This is a genomic window from Blastococcus sp. SYSU DS0828 (assembly GCF_054050975.1).
The window spans coordinates 123,998-139,245 of sequence record NZ_JBJHAK010000009.1; the positions used below are offsets into that span (position 1 = coordinate 123,998).

The 15,248-nt window shown below is 72.0% G+C and carries 12 protein-coding genes; 1 reads left to right on the plus strand and 11 read right to left on the minus strand.

What is annotated here, in order from left to right:
* Positions 1-76: 76 nt before the first annotated feature.
* The 11 genes from mnmA to ACI79Q_RS09890 form a co-directional block, all read right to left on the minus strand.
* A complete protein-coding gene (mnmA, locus tag ACI79Q_RS09840; RefSeq protein ID WP_456588875.1) occupies positions 77-1,186 on the minus strand; it encodes a tRNA 2-thiouridine(34) synthase MnmA in 1,110 nt (369 codons plus the stop codon).
* A complete protein-coding gene (locus ACI79Q_RS09845) occupies positions 1,183-2,388 on the minus strand; it encodes a cysteine desulfurase family protein (RefSeq protein ID WP_456588876.1) in 1,206 nt (401 codons plus the stop codon). Before ACI79Q_RS09845 ends, mnmA begins: the two co-directional genes overlap by 4 nt.
* The gene (locus ACI79Q_RS09850; RefSeq protein WP_456599660.1) at positions 2,385-3,785 is read right to left on the minus strand and encodes an MFS transporter; all 1,401 of its coding nucleotides are present in this window, start codon (positions 3,783-3,785) and stop codon (positions 2,385-2,387) included. Before ACI79Q_RS09850 ends, ACI79Q_RS09845 begins: the two co-directional genes overlap by 4 nt.
* A 179-nt stretch (positions 3,786-3,964) precedes the next feature.
* Positions 3,965-4,927 (minus strand): electron transfer flavoprotein subunit alpha/FixB family protein, encoded by a 963-nt coding sequence (locus ACI79Q_RS09855; protein ID WP_456588878.1) that lies wholly within the window; start codon positions 4,925-4,927, stop codon positions 3,965-3,967.
* Between the two features lie 33 nt (positions 4,928-4,960).
* On the minus strand, positions 4,961-5,740 hold the full coding sequence (locus ACI79Q_RS09860) for an electron transfer flavoprotein subunit beta/FixA family protein (protein WP_456614621.1): 780 nt from the start codon (positions 5,738-5,740) through the stop codon (positions 4,961-4,963).
* Between the two features lie 171 nt (positions 5,741-5,911).
* Positions 5,912-6,931: a CNNM domain-containing protein gene (locus tag ACI79Q_RS09865; RefSeq protein ID WP_456599659.1), complete on the minus strand. Its 1,020-nt coding sequence runs from the start codon at positions 6,929-6,931 to the stop codon at positions 5,912-5,914.
* Positions 6,928-8,316, minus strand: a complete 1,389-nt coding sequence (locus ACI79Q_RS09870; protein WP_456614622.1) for a hemolysin family protein — start codon at positions 8,314-8,316, stop codon at positions 6,928-6,930. Before ACI79Q_RS09870 ends, ACI79Q_RS09865 begins: the two co-directional genes overlap by 4 nt.
* A 150-nt stretch (positions 8,317-8,466) precedes the next feature.
* Entirely contained in the window at positions 8,467-9,564 is a 1,098-nt protein-coding gene (cds1, locus tag ACI79Q_RS09875; protein ID WP_456588882.1) for an L-cysteine desulfhydrase Cds1, read from the minus strand.
* A gap of 5 nt (positions 9,565-9,569) precedes the next feature.
* Entirely contained in the window at positions 9,570-10,355 is a 786-nt protein-coding gene (locus ACI79Q_RS09880; protein ID WP_456614623.1) for an enoyl-CoA hydratase/isomerase family protein, read from the minus strand.
* Positions 10,356-10,452: 97 nt separating this feature from the next.
* Positions 10,453-12,012, minus strand: a complete 1,560-nt coding sequence (locus tag ACI79Q_RS09885) for an ATP-dependent nuclease (protein WP_456614624.1) — start codon at positions 12,010-12,012, stop codon at positions 10,453-10,455.
* A 141-nt stretch (positions 12,013-12,153) separates the two neighbouring features.
* On the minus strand, positions 12,154-12,960 hold the full coding sequence (locus ACI79Q_RS09890; protein ID WP_456614625.1) for an ABC transporter ATP-binding protein: 807 nt from the start codon (positions 12,958-12,960) through the stop codon (positions 12,154-12,156).
* A gap of 70 nt (positions 12,961-13,030) precedes the next feature.
* On the opposite strand from ACI79Q_RS09890, the gene glgX reads away from it, so the two are divergent.
* Positions 13,031-15,181, plus strand: a complete 2,151-nt coding sequence (gene glgX, locus ACI79Q_RS09895) for a glycogen debranching protein GlgX (protein WP_456588885.1) — start codon at positions 13,031-13,033, stop codon at positions 15,179-15,181.
* Positions 15,182-15,248: the final 67 nt, after the last annotated feature.

Here is a 15,248-nt window from a genome sequence, read left to right on the forward strand (position 1 = left end):
GGTTCGGTGCACGGAGTCGAGCTGCGCGCTCGCGCTCGGGGAGACGGTTCGCGTGAAAGCTAGCGGGCGGCCCGGCTCATGCCAAGGCCCCGTGACGAACCGTCCCTCCTCGTTCACCGGCGGTTCGGATCGCGGCCTGTCCCAGGACCCGGTCACCACGTTCGGCGTCGGGTTCGTAGAGCACCGCCGACTGCCCGGCGGCCACCCCGCGCTGCTCGGCGTCGAGCAGGATCCGCAGCCCGCCGGTCTCGTCGGCGGTCACCGTGCAGGGCACGGGCGTGCCGTGCGCGCGCAGCTGCACCTCCGCCCGGAACGGCGGCACCGGCGGCTCCCCGGTCCACGTCGGAGCGCCGGTGACGACCAGTTCCACGCCGGCGAGGTCGGCGGTGCCGATGGTCACCGTCCGGGTGACCGGCTCGATCCCGAGCACGTAGCGGGGGCGCGAGTCACCGGCGCTCACCCCGAGGCCGCGCCGCTGGCCGACGGTGAAGCCGTAGGTGCCGTCGTGCTCGCCGACGGTCGCGCCGGTGGCGGCGTCGACGACGGGGCCGGGGCGGCTGCCCAGCCGGCGGGCGAGGAAGCCGCGGGTGTCGCCGTCCGGGATGAAGCAGATGTCGTGCGAGTCCGCCTTGGTGGCGACGGCGAAGCCCCGCTCCGCCGCGATCTCCCGCACGCGGTCCTTCGTCATGCCCCCCAGCGGGAACATCGCCGCGGCCAGCTGCTCCGCGGTCAGCACCCCGAGCACGTAGGACTGGTCCTTCGCGGCGTCGACCGACCGCCGCAGCTCGCCGTCGGCCAGCCGCGCGTGGTGGCCGGTGACGACGGCGTCGAAACCGAGCGCCCGCGCCCGGTCCAGGACGGCGGAGAACTTGATCTTCTCGTTGCAGCGCAGGCAGGGGTTCGGCGTGCGACCGGCGGCGTACTCGGCCACGAAGTCCTCGACCACGTCCTCGGTGAACCGCTCGGCCATGTCCCAGACGTAGAACGGGATGCCGAGCTCGTCGGCGACCCGCCGCGCGTCGTGGGAGTCCTCGACGCTGCAGCACCCCCGCGCCCCGCTGCGCAGCGTCTGCCGGTCCGGGGAGAGCGCGAGGTGCACCCCGGTGACGTCGTGGCCGGCATCGACGGCGAGCGCCGCGGCGACGGCGGAGTCCACTCCCCCGCTCATCGCGGCGAGCACCCTCACCGGCGCCCCGTCCCGGCCCGCCGGGCGCGCTCGACCACCGGGGCGATCACCTCGAGCAGGGCGTCGACGTCGTCGTCGGTGCTGGTGTGCCCGAGGCTGAACCGCAGCGAGCTGCGCGCCCGGTCGGGGTCGGCGCCCACGGCCAGCAGGACGTGGCTCGGACGGGCCACCCCGGCGCTGCACGCCGACCCGGTCGAGCACTCGATGCCGCGGGCGTCCAGCAGCATGAGGAGCGCGTCGCCCTCGGCGCCGGGGAACGACAGGTGGGCGTTGCCGGGCAACCTGCCGGGGCCGGAGCGCACCACGTCGTCGAGCGGCGCACCGTTGAGCTGCGCGTCGGGCACCTGCGCGGCGACGCCGGCCACCAGCCGGTCGCGCAGCCGGGCCAGGTCCGCGGCCCGCTCGACGCGGCCCTGCACCGCCGTGTGCGCGGCCACCGCCAGCCCGACGATGGCGGCGACGTCGAGGGTGCCGGAGCGGACGTCGCGCTCCTGGCCTCCTCCGTGCAGCAGCGGCGTGCACTCGGCGTCGCGGCGCAGCAGGAGGGCGCCGGCGCCCATGGGCCCGCCCAGCTTGTGCCCGGTCATCGTGAGCGCGTCGACGCCGCTGGCGCCGAAGTCGACCAGCACCTGCCCGACGGCCTGCACCGCGTCGGTGTGGAAGGGGACGCCGACGTCGTGCGCGGTGGCCGCGAGCGCGGCGACGTCGCTGACGGTGCCGATCTCGTTGTTGGCCCACATGACGCTGGCGACCGCGACGTCGCTGCCATCACCGAGCGCCTCGGCGAGCGCCTGCGGGGTGACCCGGCCCGTCGGCTCGACCGGCAGCCAGGTGACCTCGGCGCCCTCGTGCTTGGCCAGCCACTCGACGCTGTCCAGGACGGCGTGGTGCTCGGCCGGGCTGACCACGATCCGGCGACGGCGGGAGTCGGCCTCGCGCCGGGCCCAGAACAGTCCCTTGATCGCGAGGTTGTCGCTCTCCGTGCCACCGCCGGTGAACAGCACCTCCGAGGGCCGGGCACCCAGCGCCTCGGCCAGCCGCTCGCGGGCCTGCTCGGCGGCGCGGCGCGCGGCCCTGCCGCTCGCGTGCAGCGACGAGGCGTTGCCCACGCGGCCGAGCTGCTCGGTCATCGCGGCGAGCACCTCGGGCAGCATCGGCGTGGTCGCCGCGTGGTCGAGGTAGACCGGCTCGGAGTACGTCATGACGCGCTCAGGGTAGTCGCGGGAACGGCCGCAGCCGCTGTCGCCGTCGGGGAACCACCCGCACGCGGGGCGAGCACCGCGCCGGTGACCGCGACGGCCGACAGCACGACCACCCCGGCCACGACCGCCAGCGGCAGCGTCAGCGCCCCGGTGACCGCAACGGCGACGAGGACCCCGACCACGCCGACGCAGAGCGCGGCTCCGGTGACGTCGGCGATCTGGAAGGCCGCGGAGTCCGCGCCGCGGGTGGCGTCGGACGAGCGGTCCAGCAGCAGGACGCTGAGGCTGGGCATGCCCAGCCCCATGCCGAGCCCCGCCACCGCCCAGCTCGCGTACGCCGGCCAGCCGCCGATACCCGGGACGGCGATGGCCGCGGTGGCCAGCAGCCCTGCGGTCAGGACCACGAACCCGAGCCGCAGCAGGCGCACCCGCGACCAGTGCGCGTTGCGCCCCTGCAGCTGCGAGGCGGTGGCCCAGCCCAGGGCGCCGGCGGTGAGCGGGATCCCCGCGGCGGTGGCGGAGTACCCGTGCAGCTCGGTGAGGGCCAGCGGGAGCAGGGCGTCCATGCCGAAGAAGGCGCCGGCCAGCAGGCCGCGCCCGGCGACCACCGCGGGCAGCCCCGGTCGGGCGACGGCGGTGCCCGCGGGCAGCAGCGGGCGGAGGCCAACGACCAGGGCCAGCAGCCCGGCGACGGCCAGCCCGGCCGCCAGGAGGTCCAGGCGCTGCCCGGCGTACTGCAGCGCCCCGATGCCCACGCCGGCCAGCAGCGCCCACCAGCGGCGGGCGGACGCGGGGGCGGCGGCCGCGGCCGGCCGGGGCAGCGCGCGGACTGCGGGCAGCACCAGCCCGAGGCCGAGGAGGATGAGCGGCAGCAGCCCGAGGAAGACCAGCCGCCAGGTGAGGTGGGTGGTGAGCAGCCCGGCGACGACCGGGCCGATCAGCGCCGGCAGCACCCAGGCCGCGGCGAACGCGCCGAACAGCCGGGGCCGCAGGCCGGGGGCGAACGCCTGACCGGCCACCACGTACAGCGAGACGGCGATGACGCCCCCGCCGACGCCCTGCAGCGCCCGCGCCGCGACGAACACCGCCATGTGCCCCGAGACGCCGGCGGCGAGCAGCCCCGCCGCGAAGACCGCCACACCGGTCAGCAGCGCGACCCGGGACCCGCGGCGGTCACCCAGGTCACCGCCGAGCACCATCCCGACGACGGAGGCGACGAGGAAGGCGCTGAACGGCCACGCGTACCAGGCGAGCCCGTCGAGCTCCCGCACCGCGGTCGGCATCGCGGTCGCCACCGCCATCGCCTCGAAGGCGACGAAGGTGACCAGCATCAGCAGCCCGGCGGTGGTCAGCCGGTGCACCCGGTCGAACAGCGTCGGGGGCGCTCCGGTCTCCACGCCGTGGCCAACCACGCGCGCCCCCGGCTGCTTCCCGTCCCCCGACACGAGTCGAGCGCCGACCCCCGGAGGGATCGGCGCTCGACCGGTTGTTCAAGCCTTGCGGGTTCAGTCCGCGCGGCCGGCCCCGTCCAGAGGCTCACGCCGAGCGGAGCGAGGCATGAGGAGGACGGGGTCCTTCACTTGCGGGCGTTGATCTGCTCGGTGGCCTGCGGCACGACCGTGTTCAGGTCGCCGATGACACCGAAGTCGGCCAGCTCGAAGATCGGGGCCTCGGGGTCCTTGTTGATGGCCACGATGGTCTTCGAGGTCTGCATGCCGGCGCGGTGCTGGATCGCACCCGAGATGCCGACGGCCACGTACAGCTGCGGCGAGACGGTCTTGCCGGTCTGCCCCACCTGGAAGCTGTGCGGGTAGAAGCCGGAGTCCACCGCGGCGCGGGAGGCGCCGACGGCGCCGCCCAGCGAGTCGGCCAGGGCCTCGATGATCGAGAAGTTCTCGGCGCTGGCCACACCGCGACCACCGGAGACGACGATCGAGGCCTCGGTGAGCTCGGGGCGGTTGCTCTTCTGCTCGACGACGCGCTCGACGACCCGGACCTGCTTGGCCGCGTCGCTGATCGACACCGACACGGGCTGCTCGGCGCCGGCGGCCGGAGCCGGCTCGGGGGTGACCGAGTTGCCGCGCAGCGTGTAGATCGGGGTGCCGGTGGTGACCTTCGAGTGGACGATCGTCGCCCCGGCGAACGCGGCCTGGGCCGCGGTGCCGTCGGCGGCGATCTCGGTGACGTCGGTCAGGAAGCCGCTGCCGGTCTTGACGGCCAGGCGCGCGGCGATCTCCTTGCCCTCCGGGGAGGACGGGATGACGACGGCGGCCGGCGACTTCTCGCCCACCAGCTGGGCCAGCACCTCGGCCTTGGGGGCCACGAGGTAGTCGTCGATGTCGGCCGACTCGGCCACGTAGACGGTGGCCGCGCCGTACTCGGCGAGCTGGTCGCGCACGCCGGCCGCGGTGCCGGGGGCGCCGAGGACGACGGCCGAGGGCTCACCGAGCGCGCGGGCCGCGGTGAGGGCCTCCAGGGTGGTCTTGCGGACGCCGCCGCCGGCCGGGTTCAGCTCGGCCAGGACCAGGACCTCTGCCATGATTTTCTCCTCTTCCTTCGATCCGGGCCGGGCTCAGACGATCTTCTGGCTGGCGAGGAAGTCGACGAACTTCTGCGCGCCGTCGCCCTCGTCGGGAACCTTGACGCCCTCGCCCTTGGGCGGGCGGCCGGCGAAGTCGAGCACCTGGGTGGTGGCGTTGGCCAGGCCCACCGTGGAGGCGTCGACGCCGAGGTCGGCCAGGGTCTTGGTCTCGACCGGCTTCTTCTTCGCGGCCATGATCCCCTTGAACGAGGGGTAGCGAGGCTCGTTGATGGTGTCCCAGGTGGAGATGATCGCCGGCAGCGGAGCCTCGAGGGCCCAGTAGCCGCCGTCGGTCTGCCGCTCGACCTTGGCGGTGCCGCCGTCGATGGTGACCTTGCGGGCCCCGGAGAGCTGCGGGATGCCCAGGCGCTCGGCCAGCAGGGCGGGCATGACGCTCATCTGGCTGTCGGTGGCCTCGGCCCCGCACATCACCAGGTCGTACTCGAGCTGCTGCAGGGCGGCGGCCAGGACGGCGCTGATCTGCGAGGCGTCCGAGCCGTGGATCGCCTCGTCGCTGACGTGGACGGCCTTGTCGGCGCCCATGGACAGCGCCTTGCGGATGGCGTCCGTGGCGTCGTCGGGGCCGACGGTGAGGACGGTGACCTCCCCGCCCTGCGCCTCCTTGATGGTGAGCGCCTCCTCGATGGCGTACTCGTCCATCTCGTTGATCACGTTGTCCGCGGACGCCCGGGCGACGGTGTTGTCGGCCGGGTCCAGCTTCCGCTCACTTCCCGAGTCCGGGACCTGCTTGACAAGAACGACGATGTTCATCGCGCTGAACCTTCCTCAGGACGCGTTCAAGACGCGGGCACGGTGACCCGCCTGGCTCCGATCATGGAGGCTACTGCGCAGTAACGCTGCTGCGGCACGAGGGGCCGGTGAGGCACGTCACGCCGACCTCCCCCGCGTCCCGCGGGCCGGCAGGACGCAGGCAAGGTCAGGTCAGGTCGCCGCCCCCGACGGCTCCGGCAGCAACCGGCGCAGCACGTCGGCCAGCGTGATGACGCCGATCACGGCGCCGGCGTGAGTCACCAGCGCGAGGTGGTTCCTGGTCTCCCGCATCGCGGTCAACGCCGCGTGGACGGTGGTGTCCGCGTCGAGGCGGAAGACGGGGCGCGCGAACTGCTCGGCGGGAGCGTCGTCCGGTGCCGAGAGGGTGTCGCGGACGTGCACGACGCCGGCGATCCCCGCTCCGTCGTCGAGCAGGATCCGCAGGTGCCCGGTCGTCCGGGTGGCTTCGCGCACCTCACCGGCGGTCCCGTGCACCCCCACGGCCACCAGCGGGGCGCCGGGACGGACGAGCTCGCCGACGGTGAGGCGCTCGAGCTCCAGGGCGCTGGAGAGCTGGCCCGAGAACCGTGCGTCGAGGGCGCCGACGTCCACCGAGTGCTCCACCAGGTGCCGCAACGCTGCGGAGCCGTGACCGGCTGCGACCCCGTTCGCCGGTTCGACGCCGACGCTGCGCACCAGGACGTTCGCCGCCGAGTTGAGGACGCGCAGCAGCGGACGGAACACCGCCATGAACGCCCGCATGGGCAGCGCGAGCATGGTCGCGGAGCGCTCCGGGTGGGCGATCGCCCACGACTTCGGGGCCATCTCCCCCACCACCAGGTGCACGAACGTGACCACGACCAGCGCCAGGACGAAGCCCACGACGTCTGCGGCGACAGGCGGCAGTCCCCAGGCCTCGAACACCGGGGTCAGCCAGTGGTGCACGGCGGGCTTGCTGATCGCACCGAGCGCGAGGGTCGCGGCGGTGATGCCCAGCTGCGAGCCGGCCAGCAGCAGCGTCAGCTCCGAGGAGCTCCGCAGCGCGGCCCGGGCGGAGCGGCTGCCGGCGGCCGCGTCCTCCAGGCGGTGCCGCTTGGCCGCCAGGGCGGCGAACTCGACCGCCACGAAGAAGGCGCTGAGCGCGACGATGACCACCGTCGCGGGCAGCACGACCCAGGGGCTGCCGCTCACCGGCCGGCCTCCTCGGTCGCGGTGGGGGCCTCGACCCGGCGGGGCAGCTCGAGGCGTACCCGCGACGGGACGTGGCGTTCGACCGCCAGCACCTCGAGGCGCAGCTGCCGGGGGGCGGGGGCGCCGTCGGCGACCAGATCGGCGAGGTCGGGCGGCAGCTGGACCTCCAGCCGGGTGCCGGGTTCGGGAAAGGCTCCGTGGACGGCGATGACCAGGCCGGCGATCGTCTCGAAGTCGCCCCGCGGCAGGTCGGCGCCCAGCGCCCGCTCCACCTCGTCGACGTGCACGTCGCCCGGCATCTCCCACACGCCGTCGCCCTCGACCGGGACGTACCCCGAGTGCTCGGCGTCGTGCTCGTCGGTGATCTCACCGACGAGCTCCTCGGCCAGGTCCTCGACGGTGATGACACCGGCGAAGCCGCCGTACTCGTCGATGACGCAGGCCAGCCGGTCGTCGGTCTGCCCGAGCAGGAGCAGCGTGTCGGGCAGCGGGCTGAACGTGGAGACGGTCAGCGGGGGCCGGGCGATCGTGGTGACGGGCGCGCTGTCGGACGCCGTGGTGGTCAGCAGGTCGACCAGGTGCACCACGCCGACGACGTCGTAGGTGTCGCCCGCCAGCACCGGGTACCGGGAATGCCCCTGCGCCATGAGCGTGCGCAACTGGCCGATGGTGTCGGCATCGGTCACCGTGTCCACCCGCGGGCGGGGGGTCATCGCGTGCCCGGCGTCCCGGCCGGGGAAGTCGAGGATGCGGTCGAGCATCATCGACAGCTCCGCCGGCAGGTCCCCGCTCTCCCGTGAGTCCTCCACGATGTGCTCGAGGTCGCGCGCGGTCGCGGCCTGCTCGACGTCGTGCACCGGCTCGATGCGCAGCGCCTTCAGCAGCAGGTTCGATGCGGCGTCGAAGACCCGGATCAGCCAGCCGAAGACGGTCAGGTAGAGGACGGTCGACCGGGCCAGCCACCGGGCGACGGGCTGGGGCCGGGCGATGGCGAGGTTCTTCGGGAAGAGCTCGCCGAACAGCATCTGCACGACCGTGGAGAACAGCAGCGCGAGCACCGCGCCGATGCCCACCGACACCGCGGCGGGGATGCCGATGCCGCCGAGCAGCGTGCCGAGGGACCGCCCGATCAGGGGCTCGGCGACGTAGCCGACGAGGAGCCCGGTCACGGTGATGCCCAGCTGGGCGCCCGAGAGCATGAAGGAGGTGCGACGGGTCACGGTCAGCGCCTGCTCGGCGGCGGAGTCACCGTCCGCCGCCAGGGCGGTGAGCTCCGACCGGTCGACCGCCATGTAGGCGAATTCCTGCGCCACGAAGTACCCCGTGACGACGGTGATGCCGAAGACGACGAGCACGCCGGTCAGGAGGGTGAGGACCTCGGTCACCGGCCGCGAACCCCCTCGTCGGATCCGGGGGGCGCGGCCGGGCGTCTGTGACTCGTACTCATGTCTCTCTTCGTGGGCCGGTGGGGGCGGGCGACGCCTCCGCGACCGACCAACGGTGCGTGGGCCCCGAGCGTTCCGCGACCGAGCGGCTCAGGCCGGTGGCCACTCCCCCGTCGTGGCGAACCGCCGGAGGATCTCGGTGTACGGGGCGAGGTCCAGCCCCTGCGCCGCGACCCAGTCGTCGGAGTAGTAGGTGCGCGCGTACCGCTCCCCGCCGTCGCACAGCAGGGTCACCACGCTCCCCTGCCGCCCGGCGGCGACCATCTCGGCGACCAGCCCGAAGGCGCCCCACAGGTTGGTGCCCGTCGAACCCCCCGCCCGGCGTCCGGTGACCTGCTCCAGGTGCCGCATCGCGGCCAGCGACGCCGCGTCGGGCACCGCGATCATCCGGTCGACGATGGTCGGCACGAACGAGGGCTCCACGCGCGGCCGCCCGATGCCCTCGATGCGCGACGGCGTCCCCGTCGTCCAGCCCGGCTCGCCGGCCGCGTACCCGGGGAAGAAGGCGGAGTTCTCCGGGTCGACCACGGCCAGCCGGGTCGGGTGCCGCCGGAACCGGAGGTACCGGCCGATGGTGGCGCTGGTCCCGCCGGTGCCGGCCCCGACCACGACCCACTCCGGCACCGGGTGCCGCTCGGCGGCGAGCTGCTCGAAGATCGACTCGGCGATGTTGTTGTTGCCGCGCCAGTCGGTGGCGCGTTCGGCGTAGGTGAACTGGTCGAGGTAGTGCCCCCCGCACTCGTCGGCGAGCCGGCGGGCCTCGTCGTACATCTCCGGGGCCCGGTCGACGAAGTGGCACCGCCCTCCGTGGAACTCGATGAGCGCCACCTTCTCCGGGCTGGTGGACCGCGGCATCACCGCGATGAAGGGCAGGCCGAGCATCCGGGCGAAGTAGGCCTCGCTCACCGCCGTCGACCCGCTGGAGGCCTCCACCACCGTGCTGCCCTCGGTGATCTGCCCCGAGCACAGCCCGTAGAGGAACAGCGACCGGGCCAGCCGGTGCTTGAGGCTGCCGGTCGGGTGGGTGGACTCGTCCTTGAGGTAGAGGTCGACCCCCCACTCGGGCGGCAGCGGGTAGACCAGCAGGTGGGTGTCCGCGCTGCGCCGCGCGTCGGCCTCGACGGCCGAGACGGCGCGGTCGACCCACGCCCGGCCGCCTGGGTCGGACCGGTCGACGACGGCGTCCACGGGGGTCAGCGGCCGGTGAATTCGGCCTTGCCCGGACCGTTCTCCAGGAAGGAGCGCATCCCGGACTTCTGGTCCTCGGTGTCGAACAGCTCGGCGAACAGCCGGCTCTCCAGGTCCAGCCCCTGCTCGATCGGCAGCTCGAGGCCCTCGTCGATCGCCCGCTTGGCCGCCGCCAGGGCCAGCGGCGGGCCGGCGGCGAGCTTGCGGGCCATGGCGAGTGCGGTGTCGTACACCTCGGCGTCGGGGACGACGGCGTCGGCGAGCCCCATCTCCAGGGCCTCCTCCGCACCGACGTGGCGGCCGGTGAACACCAGGTCCTTGGCCCGCGCCGGGCCGACCAGCCGGGCCAGGCGCTGGGTGCCGCCGGCGCCCGGGATGACGCCGAGCAGGATCTCGGGCTGGCCGATCTTCGCCCCCGCCCCCAGCACGCGGAAGTCGGCGCACAGCGCCAGCTCGTAGCCGCCGCCGAGCGCGTAGCCGGTGACGGCGGCGATGACGGGGCGCGGGATCCGCGCCACCGCGCGGAACGAGTCCTGCAGCTCCTTGCCCCACGCGGTCATGCCGGTGGCGTCGAGCTGCGACATCGCCTTGATGTCGGCGCCGGCGGCGAAGACCCGCTCCCCGCCGTAGATGACCACGGCACGCACGTCGTCGCGCTGCCCGGCCTCCAGCGCCGCGGCCCGCACCTCCAGGTGCAGCTGCTCGTCGATCGCGTTCATCTTCGGCCGGTCGAGCCGAATCGTGCCGACACCGTCGGCCACCTGCAAGGTCACGAACTCGGGCTCAGCCACGAAACCTCCCGCCACATTTGACCGTCGCGGTCGACGGTCCCTGAGAACTTTAGCCAGACGCCAGCGCCATCACTAACGACTGGCCTACGCATCCCCGCTAGACGCCGCTTACTACGGCTGGTCCTAAGTCCTCAAAGAGCGCCGCGTCCACGCCCCTCAAGAAGTCGACAACTTCCTGAGCGGATTCACTAAACGCGTGGCGCAGGTCGTCATCAGTTTGGGAGTCGCACCACGCTATTACCTGAAGCAGCAAATCGCGCTTCGCGGCGCGCTTAGCCGAGCCCGAGAGGCTCAAAGCTGCGTCGATTTCTTTCTCGAATCGGCGGGGGTAGTACCGCTCAAACTCGGCTTCGCGCCAGGTGTCAAATCGAGACGGATCCCATCCTGAGTATGTCTCTCGCAGCTTGGAGACGATCGCAACACTGTCTGGATCGCCGTCGATCTTAACCCAAGCACGGTTCCGATACCGGCCCTCCAAGTGGGCGAACAAGAATATTCGCCGAAAGTCTTCGAAGACTGGTTCCGTCTTTGCGTTTCCGCCAGTGGCCAGCGTTCGCACCCTCGACAAGCGCGGAACGAAAAGGCGGACAAGATAGTCGCGGATTATCCTCTCTGCGGAGGACTCCTCTAGGAAGAGCCAGCCGTCCCAAAGATCGAAGTCGCCTAACTCATATCCCAGTTCCGCCAGGAGCTGCGATCTCGACTCCACGTCGTTTCCCACCGCCTCTATCGTCGAGACGGGAGGTTTTCCATACGAGTAGCTGGACCTGACTGCGTAGATGCGTGTACTCGGGTCCGCACCAAGCCAACGCACAACGACATTGCTGTGCGTAGAGATCAGGAACTGGTTGGACTTGGAGGTCTCCAAGATGACTTCGAGAATTGCCTTCAGACCCTCTGGGTGTATATCGTTCTCGAGCTCCTCGATGATGTAGAGGTTGGAGTTGTTCATACAGAGGTCGACGATGAGGCCTAGAAGGTTCCCTACACCCTCACCCATCGCCTCGAGGGGAAGGTACTCGAACTGGCCGATACTTATTCCGGCGCGCTTACCCTCCGGGACCTGATAAGTCGATATTCGGAAGCCAAATACACGCTCACAGGTACTTCGAAACATTTTGGCGCGATTGTCTTCAATGTCGAGCGATGCCAGGCGATCAATCTTGGCGACCAGATTTCGAAGATCCCCACTGATAGCTGTTGCCCGGGATGAGTCGATCGCCGTCTCGTAGGCTGCAACCTTTCGCCGCGACAGGTAGGGATAAAAAAAGTTGTGAGGCTCGACCGCTGCGATCCGGGTTAGAGAGCGTCCGAGCGCCGTCGTGTCAATGAAGTGAACGTCCATGGGCGCAAAGTTCGCCTCGCGTCGAACGGTCATACGCAGCGTGCCCGACGGCGCGCTAAGCTCTTGCACCAACCCGCCCCAATAGCGAGCCAGGTTCGCATCCTCCAGCTGCATTGTTACGGTAGCTTGGCTTGCGCCAGACCTGACGTCAACCTCTTGAGGGTCGCCCGACTGCAGGAGGTAGACAGCGCGCAAAAATGCAGACTTTCCAGCATTATTCCGACCCACCAGGATGTTGATCGCATCCAGGGCGATGGGCCCGGTGCTGGCGAAACTTTTCCAGTCCTTGAGGTTTACACTCGTAATTCGCACCAGTCCATCCTCTCAGCTGGCCAGCTCTACGCTATAGAACGCCACGGAGAAAGCGCATCGGATGCGAGCCTGGACGCCCGTTCACGGCCCTCAGAAGCGGCCCGCCCTCCCTCCAACCGAAAAGCTGCCATTCTCGCCCGCTCAGCCGACCCGCCGGGCGGTGAAGCGGCCGTCGGTGCGGGTCAGCTCGAGCGGGAGCCCGAAGGTGTCCGACAGGTGCCCGGCGGTGAGGACGTCGTCGGCCGCACCGGAGGCCACCACCTCGCCCTCCCGCAGCAGCAGCGCGTGGGTGTAGCCCGGCGGGATCTCCTCGACGTGGTGCGTGACCAGCACCTGCGCGGGCGCGTAGTGGTACTTCGCGAGGTCCGTCAGCCGGGCCACCAGGTCCTCGCGCCCGCCGAGGTCGAGGCCGGCGCCGGGCTCGTCCAGCAGCAGCAGCTCGGGGTCGGGCATCAGCGCGCGGGCGATCTGGGTCCGCTTGCGCTCACCTTCGCTGAGCGTGCCGAAGGGCCGGTGGGCGTACTGGGCCACCCCCCACTGCTGCATGAGCATCCCGGCCCGGGTCAGGTCGTGGACGTCGTAGCGCTCCCGCCAGCGGCCGACGACGGCGTAGCCGGCCGACACGACGATGTCGCCGGTCCTCTCCGACGGGGCGATCCGCTGGGCGAGCGAGGCGCTGGTCAGCCCGATGCGGGGCCGCAGCTCGAACACGTCGACGGCCCCGAGCGTCTCGCCCAGCAGCCGCACCTCTCCGCGGGTCGGGTGCAGCTGCGCGGCCGCCAGCTGCAGGAGCGTCGTCTTCCCCGCCCCGTTGGGGCCGAGCACCACCCAGCGCTGGTCCTCCTCCACCACCCAGTCGATGCCGCGGAGCAGGTGGTTCTGGCCCCGGACGACGTCGACCCCGGTCATCCGTACGACCGCCCCCTCGGGGGCGTCAGGGTTCGCCACGCCCCCATCCAACCAAGCGGCGCGGCGGTCGGTGCGCCCGCTCCGGGCGAGGACTTGGCACGATCGCCCGGTGACCGATCTCCCGGCCGCCGGCCACCCGCTCCTCGACGTGCTGCCCGGCGCGCCCGCCCCCCTGGGCGCGGTGTGGGACGGCCGCGGGACGAACTTCGCGCTGTGGTCGGCCGGCGCCTCCGCCGTCGACCTGTGCCTGTTCGACCCCGACGGCGCCGAGCACCGGCACCGCCTCGAGGAGACCACCCACCAGGTCTGGCACGGCCGGCTCCCGGGCATCGGCCCCGGGCAGCGCTACGGCTACCGCGTGCACGGCGGCTACGACCCGTTCTCGGGGCAGCGGTTCAACCCGGCCAAGCTGCTGCTCGACCCCTACGCGCGGGCCGTCGACGGCGAGCTCCGGCTGCACACCGCGCTCTTCGGCCACCCGTTCGGCGCCCCCGACTCCGCCGTCCCCGACGACCAGGACTCCGCGCCGTACGTGCCGCGCGGCGTCGTCGTGCACGACCCGTTCCCCTGGGACGGGGACCGCCCGCTGCGGCGCTCGTGGTCCGACACGGTCATCTACGAGGTGCACGTCAAGGGCGCGACCGCCCGTCATCCCGGGGTCCCGCCGCACCTGCGCGGCACGTACGCCGGGCTCGCCCACCCGGCGTTCGTCGAGCACCTGCTGGCCCTCGGCGTGACGGCGGTGGAGCTGCTGCCGGTGCACCAGTTCGTCAGCGAGCCGCACCTGCTGCGCCGCGGGCTGACCAACTACTGGGGTTACAACACCCTCGGCTACTTCGCACCGCACGCCGCCTACAGCTCCTCCGGCAGCGGCGGCGGGCAGGTGACCGAGTTCAAGACGATGGTGAAGGAGCTCCACGCCGCCGGTATCGAGGTGATCCTCGACGTGGTCTACAACCACACCGCCGAGGGTGACCACACCGGGCCGACCCTGTCGTTCAAGGGCATCGACAACCCCGGCTACTACCGGCTCGACGGCGGCAACCCGGCCCGTTACACCGACTACACCGGCTGCGGGAACACCCTCGACGTGCGCCGGCCGGCGGTCCTGGGGCTGCTCATGGACTCGCTGCGCTACTGGGTGACCGAGATGCACGTCGACGGCTTCCGCTTCGACCTCGCCTCCGCGCTTGCGCGCTCCATGCACGACGTCGACCGGCTGTCGGCGTTCTTCGACGTCGTGCACCAGGACCCCGTGGTCAGCCAGGTCAAGCTGATCGCCGAGCCGTGGGACATCGGCCCCGGCGGCTACCAGGTCGGCAACTTCCCGCCCCCGTGGACGGAGTGGAACGGCAAGTACCGCGACACCGTGCGGGACGTGTGGGCGGGCGCCCACGTCGGAGTGCGGGACCTCGCCTACCGGCTGACCGGCTCCTCGGACCTCTACCGCTCCGACGGCCGCCGTCCGTTCGCCAGCATCAACTTCGTCACCGCGCACGACGGCTTCCCCCTCGCCGACCTGGTGAGCTACGAGCACAAGCGCAACGAGGCCAACGGCGAGGAGAACCGGGACGGCGAGAGCCACAACCGGAACTGGAACTGCGGCGTCGAGGGGCCCACCGACGACCCGGAGGTGCTCGCCCTGCGCGCGCGCCAGGTGCGCAACCTCCTGGCCACGCTGCTGCTGTCCACCGGGGTGCCGATGCTCACCGCCGGTGACGAGCTGGGCCGCACCCAGGGGGGCAACAACAACGCCTACTGCCAGGACAACGAGATCTCCTGGCTGGACTGGGACAACGCCGACGAGGACCTGCTCGCCTTCGTCACCCGGCTGGTCCGGCTCCGGCGCGGCGCCCCGGTGCTGCGGCAGGAGGCGTTCTTCGAGGGGCACGAGCTGGCCGGCACCGGCGGCACCCGCGACCTGGCGTGGTTCGCCCCGGGTGGAGGTCAGCTCACCACCGGGCACTGGTTCGACACCGGGCTGCAGACGGTGGGCATGTACCTCGACGGCCGCGGCATCCGGCACCGCGACGAGCACGGCCACCCGGTGGTCGACGATTCCTACCTGGTGCAGGTGCACGCCGGGCCCGACCCGGTGACCGTCGAGCTCCCCGGCCCGCCGTGGGCCGACGGCTACGAGCTGGTGCTCTCCACCGAGTACGCCCGCGGCACCCCGCCGGAGCCGACCTTCGTGGCCCCGGGGCCGCTGGTGATGCCCGGCCGCTGCGTCTGGCTGCTCCGCGTCGAACGCCGCCCCTGAGACGTCGACTGCGCAGTTGTTGCCGCCGACACGCGGCGGCACGCCGTCCTGAGCTGCATCAACTGCG